The 19408-nt window shown below is 65.3% G+C and carries 18 protein-coding genes and 1 pseudogene; 9 read left to right on the top strand and 10 right to left on the bottom strand.

Features of this window, described 5'->3' with window-relative positions:
• The first annotated feature begins 396 nt into the window (after positions 1 to 396).
• The gene (gene ilvD / locus C495_RS15580) at positions 397 to 2133 is read left to right on the top strand and encodes a dihydroxy-acid dehydratase (protein WP_008164598.1); all 1737 of its coding nucleotides are present in this window, start codon (positions 397 to 399) and stop codon (positions 2131 to 2133) included.
• A gap of 54 nt (positions 2134 to 2187) precedes the next feature.
• On the opposite strand, the gene mobA is transcribed toward ilvD, so the two are convergent.
• From mobA to yqeC, 3 genes are read right to left on the bottom strand one after another with little or no spacing between them, the layout of a single operon-like run.
• Positions 2188 to 2826 carry a molybdenum cofactor guanylyltransferase gene (mobA, locus tag C495_RS15575; protein ID WP_008164596.1) on the bottom strand — a complete coding sequence of 213 codons (639 nt, stop codon included), beginning with the start codon at positions 2824 to 2826 and terminating at the stop codon, positions 2188 to 2190.
• Between the two features lie 51 nt (positions 2827 to 2877).
• Positions 2878 to 4968, bottom strand: coding sequence for a formate dehydrogenase subunit alpha (gene fdhF, locus C495_RS15570; protein ID WP_008164594.1), 2091 nt, complete (start codon positions 4966 to 4968; stop codon positions 2878 to 2880).
• Between the two features lie 58 nt (positions 4969 to 5026).
• On the bottom strand, positions 5027 to 5782 hold the full coding sequence (gene yqeC / locus C495_RS15565; RefSeq protein ID WP_008164592.1) for a selenium cofactor biosynthesis protein YqeC: 756 nt from the start codon (positions 5780 to 5782) through the stop codon (positions 5027 to 5029).
• Positions 5783 to 5907: 125 nt separating this feature from the next.
• On the opposite strand from yqeC, the gene C495_RS15560 reads away from it, so the two are divergent.
• From C495_RS15560 to C495_RS15535, 6 genes are all read left to right on the top strand, one after another.
• A complete protein-coding gene (locus C495_RS15560; protein ID WP_008164590.1) occupies positions 5908 to 6885 on the top strand; it encodes a beta-ribofuranosylaminobenzene 5'-phosphate synthase family protein in 978 nt (325 codons plus the stop codon).
• Positions 6886 to 6950: 65 nt separating this feature from the next.
• Positions 6951 to 7280 carry a transcription factor S gene (locus C495_RS15555; RefSeq protein WP_008164588.1) on the top strand — a complete coding sequence of 110 codons (330 nt, stop codon included), beginning with the start codon at positions 6951 to 6953 and terminating at the stop codon, positions 7278 to 7280.
• A gap of 66 nt (positions 7281 to 7346) precedes the next feature.
• Positions 7347 to 8618 carry a DNA polymerase IV gene (gene dinB / locus C495_RS15550; protein ID WP_008164587.1) on the top strand — a complete coding sequence of 424 codons (1272 nt, stop codon included), beginning with the start codon at positions 7347 to 7349 and terminating at the stop codon, positions 8616 to 8618.
• Positions 8619 to 8764: 146 nt separating this feature from the next.
• The gene (locus tag C495_RS15545; RefSeq protein ID WP_008164585.1) at positions 8765 to 9970 is read left to right on the top strand and encodes a J domain-containing protein; all 1206 of its coding nucleotides are present in this window, start codon (positions 8765 to 8767) and stop codon (positions 9968 to 9970) included.
• A gap of 83 nt (positions 9971 to 10053) precedes the next feature.
• Positions 10054 to 10716, top strand: coding sequence for a helix-turn-helix domain-containing protein (locus C495_RS15540; protein WP_008164583.1), 663 nt, complete (start codon positions 10054 to 10056; stop codon positions 10714 to 10716).
• A 60-nt stretch (positions 10717 to 10776) separates the two neighbouring features.
• Entirely contained in the window at positions 10777 to 11106 is a 330-nt protein-coding gene (locus C495_RS15535) for a HalOD1 output domain-containing protein (protein ID WP_008164582.1), read from the top strand.
• A gap of 51 nt (positions 11107 to 11157) precedes the next feature.
• Here C495_RS15535 and C495_RS15530 read toward each other — a convergent pair whose 3' ends face one another.
• Complete coding sequence (locus tag C495_RS15530; RefSeq protein WP_008164580.1) at positions 11158 to 11559, bottom strand: CopG family ribbon-helix-helix protein; 402 nt, start codon at positions 11557 to 11559, stop codon at positions 11158 to 11160.
• 110 nt (positions 11560 to 11669) lie between these two features.
• Here C495_RS15530 and C495_RS15525 point away from each other — a divergent pair, with 110 nt between their 5' ends.
• Positions 11670 to 12161, top strand: a complete 492-nt coding sequence (locus C495_RS15525; protein WP_008164577.1) for a metal-dependent hydrolase — start codon at positions 11670 to 11672, stop codon at positions 12159 to 12161.
• Between the two features lie 49 nt (positions 12162 to 12210).
• Here C495_RS15525 and C495_RS15520 read toward each other — a convergent pair whose 3' ends face one another.
• Positions 12211 to 13086, bottom strand: coding sequence for a COX15/CtaA family protein (locus C495_RS15520; protein WP_008164576.1), 876 nt, complete (start codon positions 13084 to 13086; stop codon positions 12211 to 12213).
• A 203-nt stretch (positions 13087 to 13289) separates the two neighbouring features.
• Here C495_RS15520 and C495_RS15515 point away from each other — a divergent pair, with 203 nt between their 5' ends.
• On the top strand, positions 13290 to 14402 hold the full coding sequence (locus tag C495_RS15515) for a M24 family metallopeptidase (protein WP_008164575.1): 1113 nt from the start codon (positions 13290 to 13292) through the stop codon (positions 14400 to 14402).
• Between the two features lie 120 nt (positions 14403 to 14522).
• On the opposite strand, the gene C495_RS15510 is transcribed toward C495_RS15515, so the two are convergent.
• The 5 genes and pseudogenes from C495_RS15510 to C495_RS15490 form a co-directional block, all read right to left on the bottom strand.
• A complete protein-coding gene (locus C495_RS15510; RefSeq protein WP_008164574.1) occupies positions 14523 to 15119 on the bottom strand; it encodes a helix-turn-helix domain-containing protein in 597 nt (198 codons plus the stop codon).
• Between the two features lie 103 nt (positions 15120 to 15222).
• Positions 15223 to 16311 carry a glutamate--cysteine ligase gene (locus C495_RS15505; RefSeq protein WP_008164573.1) on the bottom strand — a complete coding sequence of 363 codons (1089 nt, stop codon included), beginning with the start codon at positions 16309 to 16311 and terminating at the stop codon, positions 15223 to 15225.
• A 74-nt stretch (positions 16312 to 16385) separates the two neighbouring features.
• The gene (locus C495_RS15500) at positions 16386 to 17975 is read right to left on the bottom strand and encodes a long-chain-fatty-acid--CoA ligase (RefSeq protein WP_008164572.1); all 1590 of its coding nucleotides are present in this window, start codon (positions 17973 to 17975) and stop codon (positions 16386 to 16388) included.
• A 96-nt stretch (positions 17976 to 18071) separates the two neighbouring features.
• On the bottom strand, positions 18072 to 18707 hold the full coding sequence (locus C495_RS15495) for a fibrillarin-like rRNA/tRNA 2'-O-methyltransferase (RefSeq protein WP_049890386.1): 636 nt from the start codon (positions 18705 to 18707) through the stop codon (positions 18072 to 18074).
• Positions 18700 to 19383 (bottom strand): annotated as a pseudogene (locus C495_RS15490) (NOP5/NOP56 family protein); the annotation flags it as partial. The gene C495_RS15495 and the pseudogene C495_RS15490, both read right to left, overlap by 8 nt.
• Positions 19384 to 19408 lie beyond the last annotated feature (25 nt).

Genomic DNA, 19408 nt, shown 5'->3' with positions numbered 1-19408 from the left:
CACTGCACGTCACTGCACACCAGATCGCATGACGGCTCTGCGATCTGTGTGTCACTCGTTTCAGTTGTTACTAGAACTCTCGAGAACCACCGCTGGTGGCGGGAGCCGAACCGACTCCACCGTGTGACCGGTTTCGACGAAATGTTCAATCGCGCTTTTCGACACCGCCGTGTCGGTCTCGAACGTGGCAGTGCTGGCCTGCCACCCACACTCGAGGCAGTACGTATACATTCGGTACTCTATCAGTCACTCTGTGATAGGAGCGGGAAAGTCCCGTGCAGGACATCGAAGGCGAGCGTGTCCAGAAGAGTAGCCACCGAATGTGTTCGACTGGGTCTTTATTGGGGCGGTAACGGTATCCAAGACCTTTAAGCGCCGAGGTGGCAATCTCACGGTATGAGCCAACAGTCCGAACAGGGATCGCCCGCCGAGGGCAAACCCGAGGAGTTGCCGAGCAAGGAGGTCACGGAAGGGGTCGAACGGGCTCCCCACCGTGCGATGTTCCGCGCGATGGGGTACGACGATGCGGATCTTTCCTCGCCGATGATCGGCGTCGCGAACCCGGCGGCCGACATCACGCCCTGTAACGTCCACCTCGACGACGTGGCCCAGTCGGCTTACGACGCCGTCGACGAGGCCGACGGGATGCCGATCGAGTTCGGAACGATCACGATCTCCGACGCGATCTCGATGGGGACTGAGGGAATGAAAGCCTCGCTGATCTCCCGCGAGGTCATCGCCGACTCCGTCGAACTCGTCGCCTTTGGTGAGCGCATGGACGGCCTCGTCACCATCGGCGGCTGTGACAAGAACATGCCAGGGATGATGATGGCCGCGATCCGGACGGACCTGCCGAGTGTCTTCCTCTATGGCGGCTCGATCATGCCCGGCGAACACGGGGGTCGTGAGGTCACGATCCAGAACGTCTTCGAGGGCGTCGGGGCCGTCGCCGACGGCGAGATGTCCGAGGACGAACTCGACGAGATGGAGCGCCACGCCTGTCCCGGTGCGGGCTCCTGTGGTGGGATGTTCACCGCGAACACGATGGCGTCGATCTCCGAGACGATCGGCTTCGCACCGCTTGGCTCGTCTTCGCCGCCCGCTGAAGACGACGACCGCTACGAGGTCGCCCGCGAGAGCGGCGAACTCGCCGTCGAGGTCGTCCAGGAGCAGCGCAAACCATCGGACTTCCTCTCGCGGGAGTCCTTCGAGAACGCCATCGCGCTCCAGGTGGCCATCGGTGGCTCGACCAACGCCGTGCTCCACCTGCTGGCGATGGCCGCCGAGGCCGGTGTCGACCTCGATATCGAGGACTTCAACGAGATCAGCGCCCGCACGCCGAAGATCGCCAAACTCCAGCCCAGCGGCGCACACGTGATGAACGACCTCCACGAGGTCGGTGGCGTCCCCGTCGTCCTTCGAGAGCTCCTCGAGGCAGACCTGCTCCACGGCGATGCGCTGACGGTCACCGGCGAGACGATCGCCGAAGCCATCGAGCGCATCGATCCGCCGCGAATCGAGAGCCTCGACGCCGAGTTCCTCTACACCGTCGACGATCCGATCAACGAACGTGGTGCCATCCGCATCCTCACCGGGAACCTCGCGCCGGAGGGTGCCGTCATCAAGATCACCGGCGAGGACCACCTCCACCACGAGGGTCCCGTCCGTATCTTCGAAGAAGAGGAGGACGCGATGGCGTACGTCCAGGAGGGACACGTCGAGACGGGCGATGTCATCGGCATCCGCAACGAAGGACCCCGCGGCGGCCCCGGCATGCGCGAGATGCTCGGCGTCACGAGCGCGGTCGCCGGACAGGGCCATGCCGAGGACGTCGCCCTCTTTACCGACGGCCGATTCTCCGGTGCCACTCGAGGCTTCTCCATTGGCCACGTCGCCCCGGAAGCCGCCGTCGGCGGCCCGATCGCCGCCCTCGAGGACGGCGACACGATCACGATCGATATCGACGACCTCGAACTCTCCGTCGATCTCTCCGACGAGGAGATCGAGCAGCGACTCGAGAAACACGGCCTCCCCGAGCCCAACTACACGACTGGGGTGCTGGCGAAGTACGGACAGACGTTCGACTCCGCGGCCAACGGTGCCGTGACCAACCCCGGCGCGAAGCAGGACTGACGGGGTCGTCACGGCGAAATAACGGTTCGAATACGAACGGCGAGAACGGCGTTTTTATCGGGAACTGACCTCCTCGAGCCGGTGCGCTGCCGCCCGCAGGTCGTCCGGGGTGTCGACGCTCTCGAAGGTCGTCTCGGAAACGCCCTCGAGAGCGGCTTCCTCGACGGTGACCACGTCGAGCGAGTCGAACGCAGCCAGAATCCGAGTATCATCGGAACCCAGCGTCTCCTCGCAGGCACGCGCCATCGACTCGGCGCGGTAGACCGCCTGCGTTGGCTGGTACCAGCCGTCCTCGAGTCGGACGACGGCCCCATCGTGACCACGGGCGTGTGCGTACAACTGTTCGAACAGCGCCGGCTCGACGAACGGCATATCACAGGCGACGACGGCCGCGTACTCGCGATCAACCGCCTCGAGGCCGACGGCGATACCGGCGAGTGGACCTCGATCCGGAACCGGGTCGATCGCATAGCGCACCTCGAGGTCGTGGCCCGACAACGCCGCCTGAATCGCCTCGCGTTGGTCATCGCGGCAGTTGATGACGACAGCGTCCGTGACCGCAGCGAGTCGATCGACGACGCGGCGGATCAGCGGCGTCCCAGCGAGGTCGGCGACGGCCTTGTCCGTCTCGCCAAAACGCGTCGAGTAGCCGCCGGCGAGGACGACTCCCTCGAGTGTGCGAGATGTCGACACGGAAGAGGCTATGCGAGACGGCGGTTAAATCGGCAGCGATTCACCCAGCGATCACTCCGAAGCGGTTGGTTCGACCTCGACCGCCGCGGCTTTGTACTCCGGAATCTTCGCCAACGGGTCGAGGACGTCGTTCGTGAGCGTGTTCGCCCGCGCATCCGAGAAGTGTGGCGTCGTCCAGACCGAGCCCTGTTTGATCGCCTCAGTCACGTTCGCCTCGAGGACGATCTCGCCGCGTCGGGTACGGAGTGTCACGTAGTCGCCGTCCTCGATCCCGCGGTCGGCAGCATCGTCCGGATGGATGTCCACGAAGTTCTCGGGTGTCCGTCGGCGGAGCGTCGGCGAGCGAGTGCTCATCGTCCCCGTGTTGTAGTGTTCTTCGAGTCGCGCCGTCGTGAGGATGAGCGGATACGTCTCGTCGGGTCCTTCAGCGGGTTCAGTGTGCCGGACCCCGCGAATCACGCCGAGTCCGTCTTCGGTGTCAAACGACTCCGCATAGAGATACTGATCGCCCGCGTCGCCTTCCTCGTAGCACGGCCACTGGACGCCCTCGAGTCCGAGGCGCTCGTACGTGATCCCGTGGTAGATCGGGGCCACCTCGCGGAGTTCCTCGAAGACGGCCTCGGGGCCATCGAAGTCGAACCCGCTGTCGGTCGTCGTCTGGTCACTCGAGTCGGGGTCGCCGAACAGTCGCGTCCCGACGTCACGGAGGATGTCGAGGTCGTGGCGCGTGTTCCCGGGGACGGCCGTCGCTGGCCGCATCAGCTGGACGCGCCGGTCGGTGTTCGTCACCGTCCCGCCGCGTTCAGCCCACGAGGTCGCCGGCAGAACGACGTCGGCGAACGCCGCCGTCTCGGTCATGAAGATATCTTGGACGACGACGAACTCCAGTTCCTCGAGGCGGTCTTCGACCGCACTCGAGTCGGGTTCGCTCATCACCGGGTTCTCGCCCATCACGTACAGCCCGGCGACCGACTCGCCGGCGGCGTGGGTAATCTCGACGTTCGTCAGACCGGGCTCGGCGGGAACCTCGAACCCCCAGACGTCCTCGACGGCGCTGCGGGCAGCCTCGTCGTCGACCTCGCGATACCCCGGCAGGACGTTCGGCATCGCCCCGACGTCACAGGTGCCCTGTACGTTGTTCTGGCCGCGAAGCGGGTTGACGCCCGTTCCGGGCCGACCGACGTTGCCCGTCAACAACGCGAGATTGACCTCGTTCTGGACGTTGTCAACGCCACAGCGGTGTTGGCTCATCCCCATCCCGGTGAAGATGGCGGCGTTGTCCGCCGTCGCGTAGATCCGGGCGGCCTCACGGATCTCCTCGAGCGGGACGCCACAGGTCTCGGCCGCTGTCTCGACATCGACGTCGGCGAGGGTCGCTTTCAGATGGTCGACTCCCGTCGTGCGCGCGTCGACGAACGCGTCGTCGACCCAGCCCTCGTCGATGATCGTCTTCAGGACGACGTTCAACAGGGGGATGTCGGTACCGGGCTCGAGTTGGAGATGTACATCGGCGTCGGTGGTCGTCTTGTTCGCGTGTGGGTCGACCTGAATCAGCGTCGCCCCCTCGCGCAACGCCGGCCGGACGTAGTGGCTGTGGGTGATCACGTGCTGTTCGGCCGGGTTCGCCCCCTGAACCCAGAAGACGTCGGCGTGGTCTCTGAGGTCGTCCATGCTATTTGTCATCGCCCCCGCCCCCAGACTGTTGCGCAGCGTATAGACCGTCGAGGCGTGACACATCCGCGTGCAGTTGTCGACGTTGTTCGTGCCGTATCGTCGGGCGAGTTTCTGCAGCAGGTAGTTCTCCTCGTTCATCACCTTCGAGGAGCCGAAAAAGCCCATCGCGTCGGGGCCGTGTTCCTCGCGGATTCGCTCGAGTTCGGCGACGACGACCTCGAGTGCCTCGTCCCAAGACGCCGACCGGAACTCGCCGTCGTCTCTGATCAGTGGCTCGGTCAATCGGTCTTCGTGGGCGACGACCTCCGTCGAGGCACCGCCTTTGACACAGAGTGCGCCCTCGTTTACTGGGGCGTCGAACCACGGTGAGATCGTCACGTCACCCTCCTCGCCGTCGCGCTCGAGTCGCAGGCCACAGCCGACACCGCAGTACGGACAGATCGTGTGGACGCCGTCGTCGGAGCTCATACTGAGTACTGATATCAATCCACATATCAGTCTTTGTCCCGATCGCAGCGACTGTCACTCACGGCAACACGTCGACCAGCGGCTCGTCGGCGACCATGCTCGTCAGGACGACCCGCGAGACGCGACCGTGTGTGGCCGCGCTGTACTCGAGGACGTGCGTCGCGATCTCGCGGGCCGTTGCGCGATCGTCGTCGTCATCGACCATGTTGACCAGTGGGACGTACGTCGCCCCCTCGGGGACGCTTTTTAGCCCACCCGCCGGACTGGTCAGAATCGCCGCCACGTCGGCCGGTTCGATCGGCTCGCCCACTGCCCTGCCGGTCACGTCCGCGACGCGTTTTGGGCGGTGGACGACGTGCTCGTCAAGTGGACGGCCGACCGCATCGACGCTGGCGATGGCGAGCACCGTCTCGACGGTCTCGGGCAGTTGCGGCTCGCGTTCGTTCGGAGCCTTCAACAGCCGCGTTCGCGCCCCGTCGGCTTTGACGAGCACGTGGTCGATACCCGCGGCCGCAGCGAGCTGATCGACCGTTTTCGGGTCGTAGCCCCGATATCGGTCGTCCCGTTCCTGTTCGGGAACCAGCCCCAGTGGCCACTCGAGGTCGGTATCGTCGGCCGACTCGAGGGCGGCGAGCGGGTCTGTAGTCACTCGCACGTCGGCGACCTCGCGGTCGAAGATCGGAATCCGGACGGTCGCCGTGACGACTGCTCGCTCGAGTCGGCCGGCGAGTTCGTACAGCGTCGATTTCTTCCCGCCAGCGCCGACGACGCAGGTGAGTCCGGCGTCGGCCTCGAGTGCGCGAATGAGGTCCATGCGTGCTGGTCCCACGGGCTGTCGAAAAGCCCTACCGGTGACTCCCCCGGCTGTCAGCACGCGCGACGGCGTCAGGCGTTGCCACCGTCGAAACCCCCTTCCCGAGGGGTTTCCTACCGCCGTCTATGACATCCGCGACCGTCAGCGCCGGGGCTCGACTCCACGTCGGGTTCCAGAACCTCTCGCTGGCCCGACGACGGCTCTACGGCGGCATCGGCGTCGGCCTCGAGGAGCCACGCGTCACGGTCACTGCCGAACCGGCGTCCGCCATCGAAAGCGACGACGAGTTGGCGCGGGCGTATGCAGCCCGTGCCGCCGACGTCCTCGAGGTCCCTGGCGTCGCGGTCACGGTCGAGCAGCGACTGCCACGCCACATCGGCCTCGGCAGCGGCACACAGCTCGCGCTGTCCGTGCTCGCGGCGACGGCACGTGCCCACGGTCTCGAGCCGGACGTCCGAGCCGACGCCCCCGCGATGGGTCGTGGCGGGCGCAGCGGTATCGGCGTTGCGACGTTCGAAGCCGGCGGATTCGTCGTCGACGCCGGTCACCCGACGAATCGGTTTACGACCGAGCCACCAGCCGAGGGCGACTGGACGGTCCCGCCGGTCGCCGCCCGCCACGACCTCCCCGACGACTGGCGGTTTCTGGTCGTCGTTCCCGACGCCGACCCCGGTCGCAGCGGCGATGACGAGGACGCAAGTATGCGAAGCGTGGTCGAGCGTGCCGACCCCGCCGTCGCCGACGAGATTGCCGGCGTCGTCACCCGAAAGCTGTTGCCCGCCGCCGCCGAGGGCCGACTCGAGGCCTTCGGCGAGGCGATCAGCGAAATCGGCCGCAAGAACGGCGCGTGGTACGCCGACGCTCAGGGCGGCGTCTTTCGCCCGCCCGCGGGCACCCTCATCGAAACGCTCGAGGGCTGTCCGGTCTGTACGGGCGTCGGCCAGTCGTCGTGGGGTCCCGTCGTCTACGCCGTCACGGATCGAACACACGCCGACGAGGCCGCGGCTGCCGCCCACGACGCGCTCGCGGACAACGACCTCGAGGGCGACGTCATCCTCTCAGCGCCCGCCTCGAGCGGGGCGACGATCCGCGACGATCAGTAACGGCGGACGAACACCCGCACCGACGAGAAGAGCGTTTTTTGCGTCCCGACCGCATACGGGCGGCTATGCAGTTTTGCGACGACTGCGGTTCGATGATGAAAGCAGAGGGCGACCACATGGTCTGTACGAACGACGACTGTGGGGCCTCGAGCGAACGGGATCGCGAGAACGAAGACGCCTTTGTCACGACGGAGTCACAGACCGACGCCGAGGTGATCGAATCGGACGAGAACGCGAACTTCGAGGGGAAGCCGAAGGCGACCGACGTCGTCTGTGACGACTGTGGCAATCAGGAAGCGTGGTACACGCTCAAACAGACCGCGTCGGCCGACGAGCCACCGACGCGCTTTTTCAAATGTACCGAGTGTGGGAAACGCTGGCGCGGGTACAACTGATCGGCCGAACTGGGGTCAACAAGATAGACACAACGTTCACAACGATTCGCTCGAACCCTCACACGAATGACCGACGGGCCGCGGCTGCCGGGCGTCGAGGTGACCGACGACGAGCGAATCGTCTGTCACGTCGACGCCGACTGCTTCTATGCCTCCTGCGAGCGGCTTCGCGAACCCGACCTGCGGGGTGAACCCGTCGTCGTCGGCATGGGCTATGAACCGGGCGAGACCGTCGGCGCTGTCGCCACCGCCAGCTACGAAGCCCGCGAGTTTGGCGTCGAAAGCGCGCAAGCGATCTCGAGCGCCCTCGAGCGACTCCCCCGTCGCGCGGCGCTCGAGCCCGACGCGGACGACTACGACCCCGACCTCACCCGCGAGGAGACCGGCTTCTACCGCCCCGTCGAGCTGGACTACTACGAGTCGATCGCCGACGACGTTCAGTCGATCCTCCACGACTGTGCCGACGTGGTTCGGGAGGTGAGCATCGACGAGGCCTACCTCGACGTGACCGAGCGAACCGCCTGGGAAGTCGCCGACGGGTTCGCCCGCCACATCAAAGACCGCATCCGTCGGGAGGTCGGCGTGATCGTCAGCGTCGGCGTTGCACCGACGATGAGCGCGGCCAAAATCGCCAGCGACTTCGAGAAACCCGACGGGCTGACCGTCGTCGAACCCGGCGACGTGCGGGAGTTTCTCGCCCCACTCGAGGTCGACTTGCTCCACGGCGTCGGCCCCGTGACGGCCCGCGAACTGCGCGAGATGGGACTCGAGACGGCCGGTGACGTCGCCGCGGCCGACCCGGAGCCCTTCGTCGAACGCTTCGGGGAGCGCGGTCGGGAACTGTACAACCGCGCCCGCGGCGACGACGACCGCCGGGTCGAGCCGAAAGGCGAGCCCAAGAGTTTCTCGCGCGAGTCCGCCTTCGCCGACTCGGTCGCCGAACCCGACCCGAAGTACGACCAGATCGAGACGCTTGCGGCGGCCGTCGCCGACCGCGCTCGACGCGAGGGCGCACTCTACCGAACCATCGGCGTCAAAGCCGTCACGCCACCCTATGATGTCAACACCCGCGAGCGATCCTTGCCGGGCCCCGTCGATGACCCCGACCTCGTCGAGCGTATCGCTCGAGACCTCTTTACGGAGTTCGAAACCGAGCCCGTCCGCAAACTCGGCGTTCGGGTAGCAAACCTCGAGTTCGCCGCGACGGATCAGGCCAGCCTCGAGGGCTGGGGACAACGCGGGGACGGCCACCGAAGCGATGGTGGAACCGACGACGACCGCGAACTGACCGACGAGTCCTCGAACAGTGGTCAGTCGTCGCTGGCCGACTTTTCCTGAGACGGGTTGCGGTCCCGATGCACCGTCAATCGCCAGCAGGGGTCGGGGATCGGCGGGACGTGACTCCGGGAAACCGGCTGAGAGCACTGTTATTATATCCCCCCCTTGAGTACAGTACAGCAGACGAGACACTCACTGAGGCTTATATGACCGAGGACTTCTACGATCTTCTGGAGATTCCGTCCGACGCATCACAGGACGAAATCAAAGACGCCTACCGCCAACAGGTCCGCGTCTATCACCCCGACCACAACGACGACGACCGAGCACGATCCCAGTTTACGGCCGTCAAGAAAGCCTACGACATTCTCGGCGATCCCGTCGAACGGAAGGCCTACGATCGGATGGGCCACAAGGATTACGTCGCTAAACGAACGAGTGGCCTCCCCTCGCCGGACGTCTGGAAAAGCACCACGAAAAAGGCCGACGACACACAGTCGACGGCGGACGACTCCGATGAGGCGGACTCCGGAACGACGTTTACGTACTCCGATTCGGAAGCCAGTTCCTCGAGTACCACAACCGGAACGACAACCAGCAGTGGCGCGTCCGGGACCGGGGCGGCGACTGGTGCTGGCTCGACAAGGACCACCGACCACACCACTGACTCGAGCAGGTCCACGAGCAGTCAGACGGGGACGGCCACGGAAACGTCGGACGGAACCAGTGGCCGTACTGACAACCCGCTTTCCCGATGGTGGCGACGACAGAACTTCTCGTTGCCGCTGATCTGGTTGTCCGTCTGTCTCTACGTTGCCGGCCTCGCTCACTTTGCGCTTGCAAACGAGACGGGACTCGAGGCGCTTTTGACGGAGCTCCAGGCTGTGGGAGGCGACCCCGAGGGGATTTTGAGCGCGCTCTCGAGCAGCCGCTACGGCATCGATTCGTCCGTCGAGTTTCTGGCAGCAGTCGAGTTCGTCACGCCACCGCTCGAGGCGCTCCAGTGGTACGGTGCGTTGGCGGGCGTGGTCGGCGTGACGCTCGCTGGCCTGCTCGGTGCCCGTCTCGTCCGGGATCGGGAGACGTGGGGTGCGGTATCGATCGATGAAACGATCGTCGTTGCCCTCGCGGTGGCTGTCACAACCACCCTTGTCGGCGGACCGTTACTGGCCGGTGCGGTGTTGATGCCGCTTCTGTTCGGCGTGATCGTCCGCCACACGCGGCGTGGGCCGGGCTGGACGCCATCGTATCTGTACGTTCTCCCCGTGTTGGCACCAGCCGTTGGCTTCGCCCTCGCGGCTGCCGGGCACGCGACGCTTGCGACCGATTTCCTCACGTTCGTGTTCTTCCCGATCGTCGGCGCGCTGGGGCTGCCGCTGCGGGCGACGATCAGAAAGCGGTTCGGGCGGTGAGAATCGGTCCCGCCGGTGACTCATTCCGAACGCGTCTCGGGGGCGGCGAAAGCACCTTATCGGCAGGACCGTACTGATCGATAATGAGCGTTATCGCCGAGTATACAGTCTCGAATCCGATACTGGCGGACACGCGACAGGCAGTTCCAGGGGTCACACTCGAGGTCGAGGACGAACAGCCGGTTCCCGGAACCAACGCACGACTGATCGTCTGGGCGAGGGGGACGGAGGCCGACCTCGAGCGGTTCTTTGCGGACCTCCCGGACGATCCGTCGATCACGTCGTTCGAGACCCTCTCGACGCTTCCCGAGCGACGGCTCTTTCGGATCACGCTCTCGCCGGAGGGTGAACGAGGCCTGACGTACGTCGATGCGATCGAGCACGGCATCACGTTTCTCGATATCGAAGCCAACGGTGACGAGATGCGATATCGCGCACAGGTCCCGGACCGTGATGCACTGGTCGACTATCGCGAACAGTGTCAGGAACGCGGCCTCTCGTTTGACCTGCGGCGACTCTACCGAAGTGACGCGGATACGGCCGCGAGGTATGGCCTCACCGCCCGCCAACGGGACGCGCTCTGTCGAGCCTTCGAAGCGGGTTATTTCGCCGTCCCACGCGAGGCATCGACCGCAGAACTGGCCGACGAGTTCGACATCTCGAGCCAAGCGTTCTCCGCACTCCTTCGACGCGGACACGTCGCGCTGTTGGGAAACACGATCGCCGACGACGAGGATCGAACTTAAAACGTTGGCCAGCAAACCCGGTGGAACACCTGTCAACGCTCCATCCGTACTCGTATACCGATGGCCACGAAGCACGAGCACGCAGCGACGACGGGGAAACGGGGAGAGGTAACGTACACGGCTGGTGACGACGAACCGCTGAGCGGTGCAGTCATCGCGGCCTTGCGGACGGCGGTCGGGCGAGAACAACCAGCGGATCAGGACGCCGACGCAGTCGGTATCGACTCGCTTACACCACTGTTCGAAACGATCGACCCCGACGCTCTCAACGCGCTTTTCAGTTCGACCTACAGCGGCACGTCGAGAACCGGAACCATCACGTTCACCCATGACGGCTACGAGGTGACTGCCACCAGTGACGGGCACGTCACCGTCTCGAGCGAGGAGTGACGCGAGTGTTGACAGAGCAGCTGTCTCCGTGATTCGGTTCTGAGGGGGCAGTCAGACGGCCGTCTCGTCCGCTCGCAACAGCGTCACCGACACCCGTCCGACGGCGTCGAAATCCTTGAGTCGGTAGACGAGTTCTCGGATCTCCGCGGCTGAGCCGTGACAGAACACGGCCTCGAGACACCACTCACCGTGGTGGACGTGACAGGTCGTGTCGATTTCGGTCTGAAACTCGTGTTGGATCTCGTGGAGATCCTCGATAACCTCCTCGTGGACGTAGTCGAAGACGACCGTCGCCGCGACCGACCCTCGAGCGCGTTCTAACTGGTGGTGTGATTCGACGTACTCCTGAATCGCTTCCCGGAGTGCGCGGGAGCGAGAGTCGAGCCCTTCAGCCTGCCAAGTGCGGTCGAACTCGGCTAGCATCTCCTCGGGAACGTTGAGACTGGTTCGCATATCCAGTCGTTCGCCCGGCGCAGAAAAAGGTGCAGCGGTCAGGGGATTCGATTCCGAGCCGGTGTTTGGATACCGATGTTTTTAGACTGTGGCGACTAACTCGCCGTCGAATGTATCAGTTGGGTCATTTCGGTGCCTCGTTGCTGGCGTATGCACCGCTCGGGACCGTCGTCGCACTCGGCGGTCACGAGACCGCGGCGGTCGTCGGTGCTGTCGTCTGTCTGTCCCTCTCGACGCTGCCGGACTGTGATCAGCGACTCCCGGCGATCGAACACCGTGGGCCGACACATTCGATCGTCTTTGCGCTGCTCGTCGGGCTCGGACTCGCGGCGACCACCGCCCTGTTCGTCGAAACGTCCGCACCCGCCACTGCGCTCGGTGCCACGACGTTCGCGTTCGTCGTCGGCATGCTCTCGATCAGCTCTCACCTGCTCGCCGACGTGCTGACGCCCATGGGAATCCGCCCGTTTTGGCCGCTGTCGTCGCGTCACTACACCCGCGAGATAACGCCAGCAGCGAATCCCCGTGCGAACTACGTGCTGTTGGGCGTCGGTGTCGGTTCGATACTGGCCGCCGCGGCGGTCGTCGTCGCGTTCGGCTGATCGCCTCGATGCTCGAAAAACAGGCCCAGGACGAACTCTCGTTTCGCGACTACGCGTCGCTCGAGCGATGCGGAGCGTGTCGAACCTGTCGAATCCCGACGACGAACACCACGAACAACAGCGCGGCGGTGGCGAGGTAGAGCGAATCGAGCGCCGGGTTAAACGTCATCACGGCCCGGCGGCCGAGGAAGATGACCAACAGCGCAAGCACTGTCGTCGCGCTCAACAGTCCAGTCAGCCGGTTGGATTCGAACCGGCGGCGGCCGACCATGGTCGCGACGATGACGGCGGCCAGGAGTCCGAGGGTCACGCCGTACTGTGCCATCTGCATGGACGGACTGTAGTCCGTGATGTCGCCGATGACGAGCGGGCTGAGGGCGACGTGGAACGGCAACACGATGGCCCCGAACCCGAGCGCCGTCGTGACGTGTGTCGAGGTCAGTCGTGACTGCCAGACGAGGACGGTCGCGACGGTAAAGAGAACGAAGATGAGCACGGCTGTCCAGAAGTGCAGGCCCAAGATGCCCATCGTATACTGCGTGACGGTTTCACGGCCGAGGACGACCTGAATCGGCGTCAGGATCATGCCGGCGACGACGAGTGCGGCCACGCGCTTGTCGATGTTCGGGAGTCGCACGGCTGCGATGGCGGAGCCGATGATGGCGAAGCCGGCGAACATCGCGACGAACCGGTGGAACCACTCGTAGAAACTCGGGATGTTTGCCGGGAGCAGATTAAAGGGCCCAGCATCACACTGGGGCCAGTTCGCTTCACAGGCCAACCCCGACCCGGTCGCTTTCGCCGCAACGCCAAGCAGGATGGTCGCGGCGACCACTGCGAGCGTCATCGCGATCAGGTGCGGAAAGCCGAACCGTTCGATCAGCGGACGGAGTACCGGACGGGAAGTGTAACTATCGGTCGACACAGGCGTTCAGACGGGGGTTAGGACCACCTGTACTTAGGTTTCCCGAGTCGTTCTTACTGCGCTGGAATCGGGCAACTGAGCGACCGTCGTGCCGGTCTTTGCCATCGAACAGCCCACCCAATCGCGGCCCAGCGTCGCCGGCCGTCTCCCTCGAGCAGGGTTCCCATCGTCGGATTCAAGGATCAGCCACGCCAGCACCCGACATGGACAAACGCGAGCGACTCGAGGCGTTCCTCGAGTCCGAGGAGTTCGATTCGGTCTGGTTCGCCCGGCCGAACGCCTTCGCTTGGCTGACCGGCGGAAACAACGTTATCGACCGTGAGACGGACGCCGGTGTCGCTGCTGTCGGCTACGACGGCTCGGCGTTTCGCATCGTCGCAAACAACATCGAAGCCGACCGTCTCGCCGCCGAGGAGGTGCCGGATCTCGAGGCCGACGCAGTCTCGCTCGAGACGTTCCCGTGGTACGCCGAGTCGCTCGAGGAGGCGATCGCAGGTCGTGTCGCCGCCGACGAACGAGCCGCCGCCGACATCGGGGTTCCCGGCCTCGAGCGCGTCGATCCGACGCCGCTTCGCCAGCCGCTGACCGAGCACGACCGCGAGCGCTACCGCACGCTCGGCCGCGAGACTGCGAGCGCGGTCGAAGCGGTCTGCCGGGAACTCCAGCCCGAAGATAGCGAACACGAGGTCGCTTCGGCGCTGCGGGTCGCCCTCTCGGCGCGCGACATCGAAGCACCAGTCGTCCTCGTCGGCGGCTCGGAACGCGCCCAGCAGTATCGCCACTACACGCCGACCGAGGCTGCACTCGGTGAGTACGCGCTCGTCTCCGTAACGACCCAGCGCGCCGGCTTGCACGCGAGTTGTACCCGGACCGTCGCCTTCGAGCCGCCGGCATGGCTCGAGGACCGCCACGAGGCGGCAGCCCGCGTCGAGACGACCGCACTTGCAGCCACACAGGCCGCGGCGAGCGCTGGCGGGACGGCTGGTGACGTCTTCGAGGCGATTCAGGACGCCTACGACGCGGTCGGCTGGGACGGGGAGTGGGAGCGCCATCATCAGGGCGGTGCCGCCGGCTTTGCGGGCCGGGAGTGGATCGCAACACCCGACCACGACGCGGCGGTCACGGCACCGATGGCCTACGCGTGGAATCCGACGGTCGACGGCGCGAAAAGCGAGGACACCGTTTTGGTCACGACCGGCGACGACGCGTCGGTCGACCCGCTCACAGCAACGGGCAACTGGCCGACGACGACCGTCCAGTCAGTCGACGGCGACCTCGAACTCGAGCGCCCGGCCGTGCTCGGCCTCGAGAACTGAGACGGGCTGCGGTTCCGATGTCCCGCCGGGTACCAGAGACGTGGTCGGGACTCGGCGGGCCGTGACGACAGCAATGAGACGCAACTGGGCGACGAGCAGGGTGGACGGCGACACGCGCCGTTAGCGGTCGTCGGTCGAATGTGACGCCCCGGTGTCGTCATCATCCGGCTCAGACGGGTCGGTTGGAGCGGTCTCGTTGACGGTGATCGTAACGGGCTCGGTACCGTCCTCGAGGCCGGTCTCGGACTCGGCGTGGCGGTCGAGCGTAAAAATCGTGTTCAGTTCCCGCTGGACCTGATCGACGACGCCGCCGACGAGTTCGCTCGGCTGGATCGCCGTATACTCGTAGGGGTTGTTCCCTGCGCCCTCGCTGACGCGTTTTTCCCGCGTCACGCGGTCCTCGTCGTGCAGTTCCGCGAGCGCTTCGCGGACCGTACTCGGATAGAGTCCGGTCCCCTTTGCGACTTCTTCCGAGGTGCTGCCGGGATGAGCCAACAGATGCACGTAGATCTTCGCCCGCGTCTCCGTATCGAGGATCCACGAAAGGAGATCGACGATGCGCTGATCGACCTCCTCGACGGCGGTCGTGCGAACGCCGTCGTCCTCCGCCTCGAAGAACTCATCCTCCGCCCGCTCGAGTGTCTCGTCGAGCTCGTCTCGCGGTCGCTCCCCACTCCCGTCGTCCACCTGATGCTCGTCAGTGTCGTCCGTAGCCATACTGTCCTCTGATGGGGGACAAGGGTTCGCACGGTGGTAAAGCTTTGCAGGCTGCCTTACGGCATCCTGAAACGCGTCTGGTCGGAACAGATAGACGTTGGCGTTATTCAGTACCGAGCAGCAGCGACTCACAGAGCGCGTCGGGGCCGTCGTCCTCGAGCAGTCGACGCTGTCGGGTCGCGCCACTGTCACGTTCGTACACGCGTTTGATCCCGTCGATTCCCAGCCGTTCACACTCCCGATCGACGAGTTCGCCCAGCTCGACCGTTCCCTCCATCTCGCGGTCGATGAAGCTCGCATCGTGGCCGTGGCGGATCGCCCGCCATTTGTTCTCATCGAGGAGTTCACGGCGGTGGGTCTGGCCGTAGCCCGACGCACCGTCCTCGTACTCCTCGGCGAGCGCGTCGACTAACGTGCGGGCGTACTCGACGAACGCGAGGACGACCTCGGGGTCGGCCTGCCCATCCGGCGTGCGCAGTTCGACAGTGCCGTGGGCCGTATGCGGGCGGACGTCGTACCAGAGTTCGCCCCGATCCTCGATCGAGCCGGTCTCGAGCATCCGGCGTTCGAACCGGTCGAACGCTGCGTAGTCCTCGAAGTACGTCGGCATTCCCGTATTCGGCAGCGCCTCGAAGATCTTCGCACGGGCGGACTCGAGTCCGGTGTCGAAGCCGTTCCAGTACGGCGAGTTCGCCGACAGCGCAAGCATGATCGGGACGTACCACCGCAGCTCGTTGGCGATCCAGACCGCCTTATCGGCGTCGTCGACGCCGATGTGGATGTGGACCCCTGCCGTCGTGTTTCGGTGTTGTGGATACTGAATGCGCTCGAGTTGGGACCGATAGCGGGGCTTGTCGGCGTGCTCGAGTTCGCGCCACTTCGCGAGGGGATGTAAGCCGGCGGCAGCGATCTGGTAGCCGTGGGCGGTAGCGTGATCGACGAGTGCCTGCCGAATCTCGAGCAGCGACTCTCGGGCATCTGCCGGGTCCTCGATCAGCGGCGTCTGGGTCTCGATGACGAACTTGAACAGTTCGTGATCGAGCCGCCCCTCGAGGATCTCTGGTGGGTCGTATTCATAGACGAGGTCGTCGGTGCCACTCGTCGGCCGGCCGTCGGCGTCGACGACGAAACACTCCTCTTCGATCCCCAGCGTACCCATGCGCGTAAACGATTCCCGGGACCCGCGTTCCATCGTCTCTCGTTTTCGGCTGCGGTGGTAAATACCGTTTGGACTCGGCAGCACGCCACTGTCGGTCGCGACTGGTGTCAGGATGTGACGGTCTCGGCCTCGGGGTCGACGTCCGCCTCGTCCTCGCGAAGCTTGAACTTCTGGACTTTGCCGCTTGGGTTCTTGGGGAGGTCGTCGACGAAGTAGTACGCTCGCGGGCGCTTGAAGTCGGCGAGGTGGTCGCTCTCGAGAGCGAACGCATCGAGGTCGCCGGCGGAGACGTCGTCGGCGACGACGTACGCGACGACCCGCTCGCCCCACTCGTCGTCCGATTCGCCGACGACGGCCGCTTCCGCGACGGCGTCGTGGGAGAACAGGACGTCCTCGACCTCGGCTGGATAGACGTTCTCGCCGCCGGTGACGATCATATCGTCTTTCCGGTCGACGACGTAGAGGTAGCCGTCGTCGTCACGATAGCCCAGGTCGCCGGTGTAGTACCACGTCGTCCCGTCGGCCTCGCGCAACGATTGCTCGGTCGCCGCCGGGCGGTTCCAGTACTCACGCATCACACACGGACTCGAGATGAGGATCTCGCCGATCTCACCGCTCTCGACCTCTTGATCAGGCTCCGCGTCGGGGTCGACGATCCGCAGTCGGTGGTTGAGCGCGGGGAGCCCGGCCGACCCCTGCTTTGGCAGCTGGTCGTCCGGCGACTGGAAGACGCCAGCGGGGCCGATCTCGGTCATGCCGTAGGCCTGCACGTAGTCCTCACAGAGGTGTTTCCGGCAGTTTTCGAGGACTTGCTCGGGCATCGGTGCCGCACCGTAGAGCCCAACTCGGAGCGACGAGACGTCGATGTCTGCCTCGGCAGCAGCCATCGAGAGCGCGTTCCAGGCCGTCGGTGCGGCAAAGAGGACCGTCACGTCGTAGTCGTCGACTGCCTCGAGTGCGGCCGTCGGCTCAAACTCGTGGTGGATGACGGTTGCTGCGCCGCGGTGAACCCGCGGGAACAGGTTGCAGTGAAGCTCTGCGCAGTGATACAGCGGCATCATCGACAGTCCCACGTCGTCGCGGGTGAGGTCCATCTCCGCGATACACAGGAGATTGTGCTCGACCATGTCGCGGTGCTCGTGGACGACGCCCTTCGGCCGGCCCGTCGTCCCCGAGGTGTAAATGAAGGCGTACACGTCGTCTTCCGCGACGCGACCGCCGGGACGGTCGGCCGACGCCGACTCGAGGAGGTCGTAGAACCCGTGGGCGTCGTCGGGACACTCCTCGCGGTCGTCGTCGATACAGACGTAGTCGTCGACTTCGAGGGCCGGCCGCGCGCCCTCGACCGCCTCTTGTGTCGCGGCTTCGAACAGGACCACTTTAGCGTCGGCATCGGAGACGATGTACTCGATCTCTCCCGCCGGCAGCCGGAAGTTCAGCGGCGTGAAGACGGCGCCGATCTTCGCACAGGCGTAGACGGTCAGCGCCATCTCCGAGCCGTTGTGCAAGACGGTGGCGACCCGGTCTCCTTTTTCGATGCCGAGATCGCACAACGCGTTGGCCAGTCGGTTGACGCGCTCGTCGAACTCGGCGTAGGTCCAGCGCTGGTCCTTGCGCGGGTAGATGATCGCATCACGGCCGGGGTAGCGATCGACCGTCTGCTCGAGCGTGTCGCCGATTGTGGGGTGTGCTGACATACCAATCCGTGGTACGACGAACCCCCATATAGTTGTTATCCGACACGACCGGGGAAACCGGCAGCCATCCACTCCGTCGAAGGAGAGTCAACCGGGCTATCGTGGCCGGGCGACGATGCCGAGGTGGTCCGTGTGGTAGTCCTCGAGTCGCTGCGTCTCGAGGATGTCGTAGCCGTCTTCGAGTGCTTCCTGCACGTCTTCGAAGACGGCCGCCGGATCGCGCGTGACGTCTTCACTTCTGGCCTTCACCGCCAACAGGAGGCGGCCGTCGTCGGCGAGAAACTGCGCGTTCTCGAGGGCGACGCGGGCCTGTCCGCGCGTGGCGACGTCCTGAACGATGACGTCGACGTTCGATTCGACGACGTGGGCGTAGGTGTCGGGTTTCCGGGCGTCTTTGAGCAGCGGGAACAGCCGCGGGCGGCTCTCGGCGGTCTCGAGCAGGTCCCGGGCTGGCCGGGGTGCGAACTCGACGGCGTACGTCGGGCCGGCGAAGTCGGCGACGTGGCTCACCGTCGTACCGCTTGCTGCACCGAGATAGAGCACCGTCTCGTCGCCCTCGAGGCCGGTGTCCATCTCGAGGTCGAGCATCGCGCCCAGTTTCGATCGGGTCGGGTTCCACGCACGCCACTCCCCATCGGTCGGCTCGCCGTAGACTGGTTCGCCACGGGTCGCGAGTCGCTCGGTGCCGTCGAACTGGCGGCGCTCGACGCCGTCAGGAAGCACGTCACTCATCGTCATCACCGCCGTTGTCGTTGGTTCGGGCCTGAATCGTCGCGATTCGCTCTTCGAGTTCGGCCTCGAGGTCGGGTTTCACCTCACCAGAGTAGTGATCGACGCGGGCGGCGATGGCGAGTTTGCCGGCCACCGCGCGTGCGGCCGAGCCGCGTTCGTCGGGGTGGGTGCCCCGGACCGCGTCGTGGGTGTAGATGATCCCGTGTTTGGGCGAGGGAGCGTGTCCGCGCAGGTGGGCGAAGAGGGCGTCCTCGGCTCCGAGGACCTGCACCGTGCCGCTCGGTTTCTTCGCCAGCGACTCGAGTCCGCCGGCGAGCGAGATCAGTCGGGCTGCAAGGACGGGACCGGCGAGCGCCGCGAGGTTCGGCGCGACGACCGGCGTCTGTCGCTCGACGTACGTCTGTAGGGTGTCGGCTTCGTCCGCAAGCGACGCGACGCGTTCAGCGAGCGAGACGAGCGGCTTCTGGTTGGGCTCGAGGTCGTCTCGAGCCACGAGGTCGCGGGCGTAGTCGATGCCCGTCCCCGCGTCGGGGTCGACGGTGCCGGCCCACTCGGCGAGCCGTTCGGCGAGTTCGTTCGCCGTTCGCGTACAGTCGTCCATGGCCCGCACCGCGTGGACGAGCTGGCGGTCGTCGGCTGCCTCGCGTTCGGTTACCGCTCGTCGGGTCGGGTCAGTGGCTGTCTCTTATACACATCTCTGA

It is taken from the genome of Natronorubrum sulfidifaciens JCM 14089, assembly GCF_000337735.1.
GTDB classification, from domain to species: Archaea; Halobacteriota; Halobacteria; order Halobacteriales; family Natrialbaceae; genus Natronorubrum; species Natronorubrum sulfidifaciens.
The sequence above is the reverse complement of the archived record's forward strand: the minus strand, read 5'-3'. Positions and strand labels throughout refer to the sequence as shown.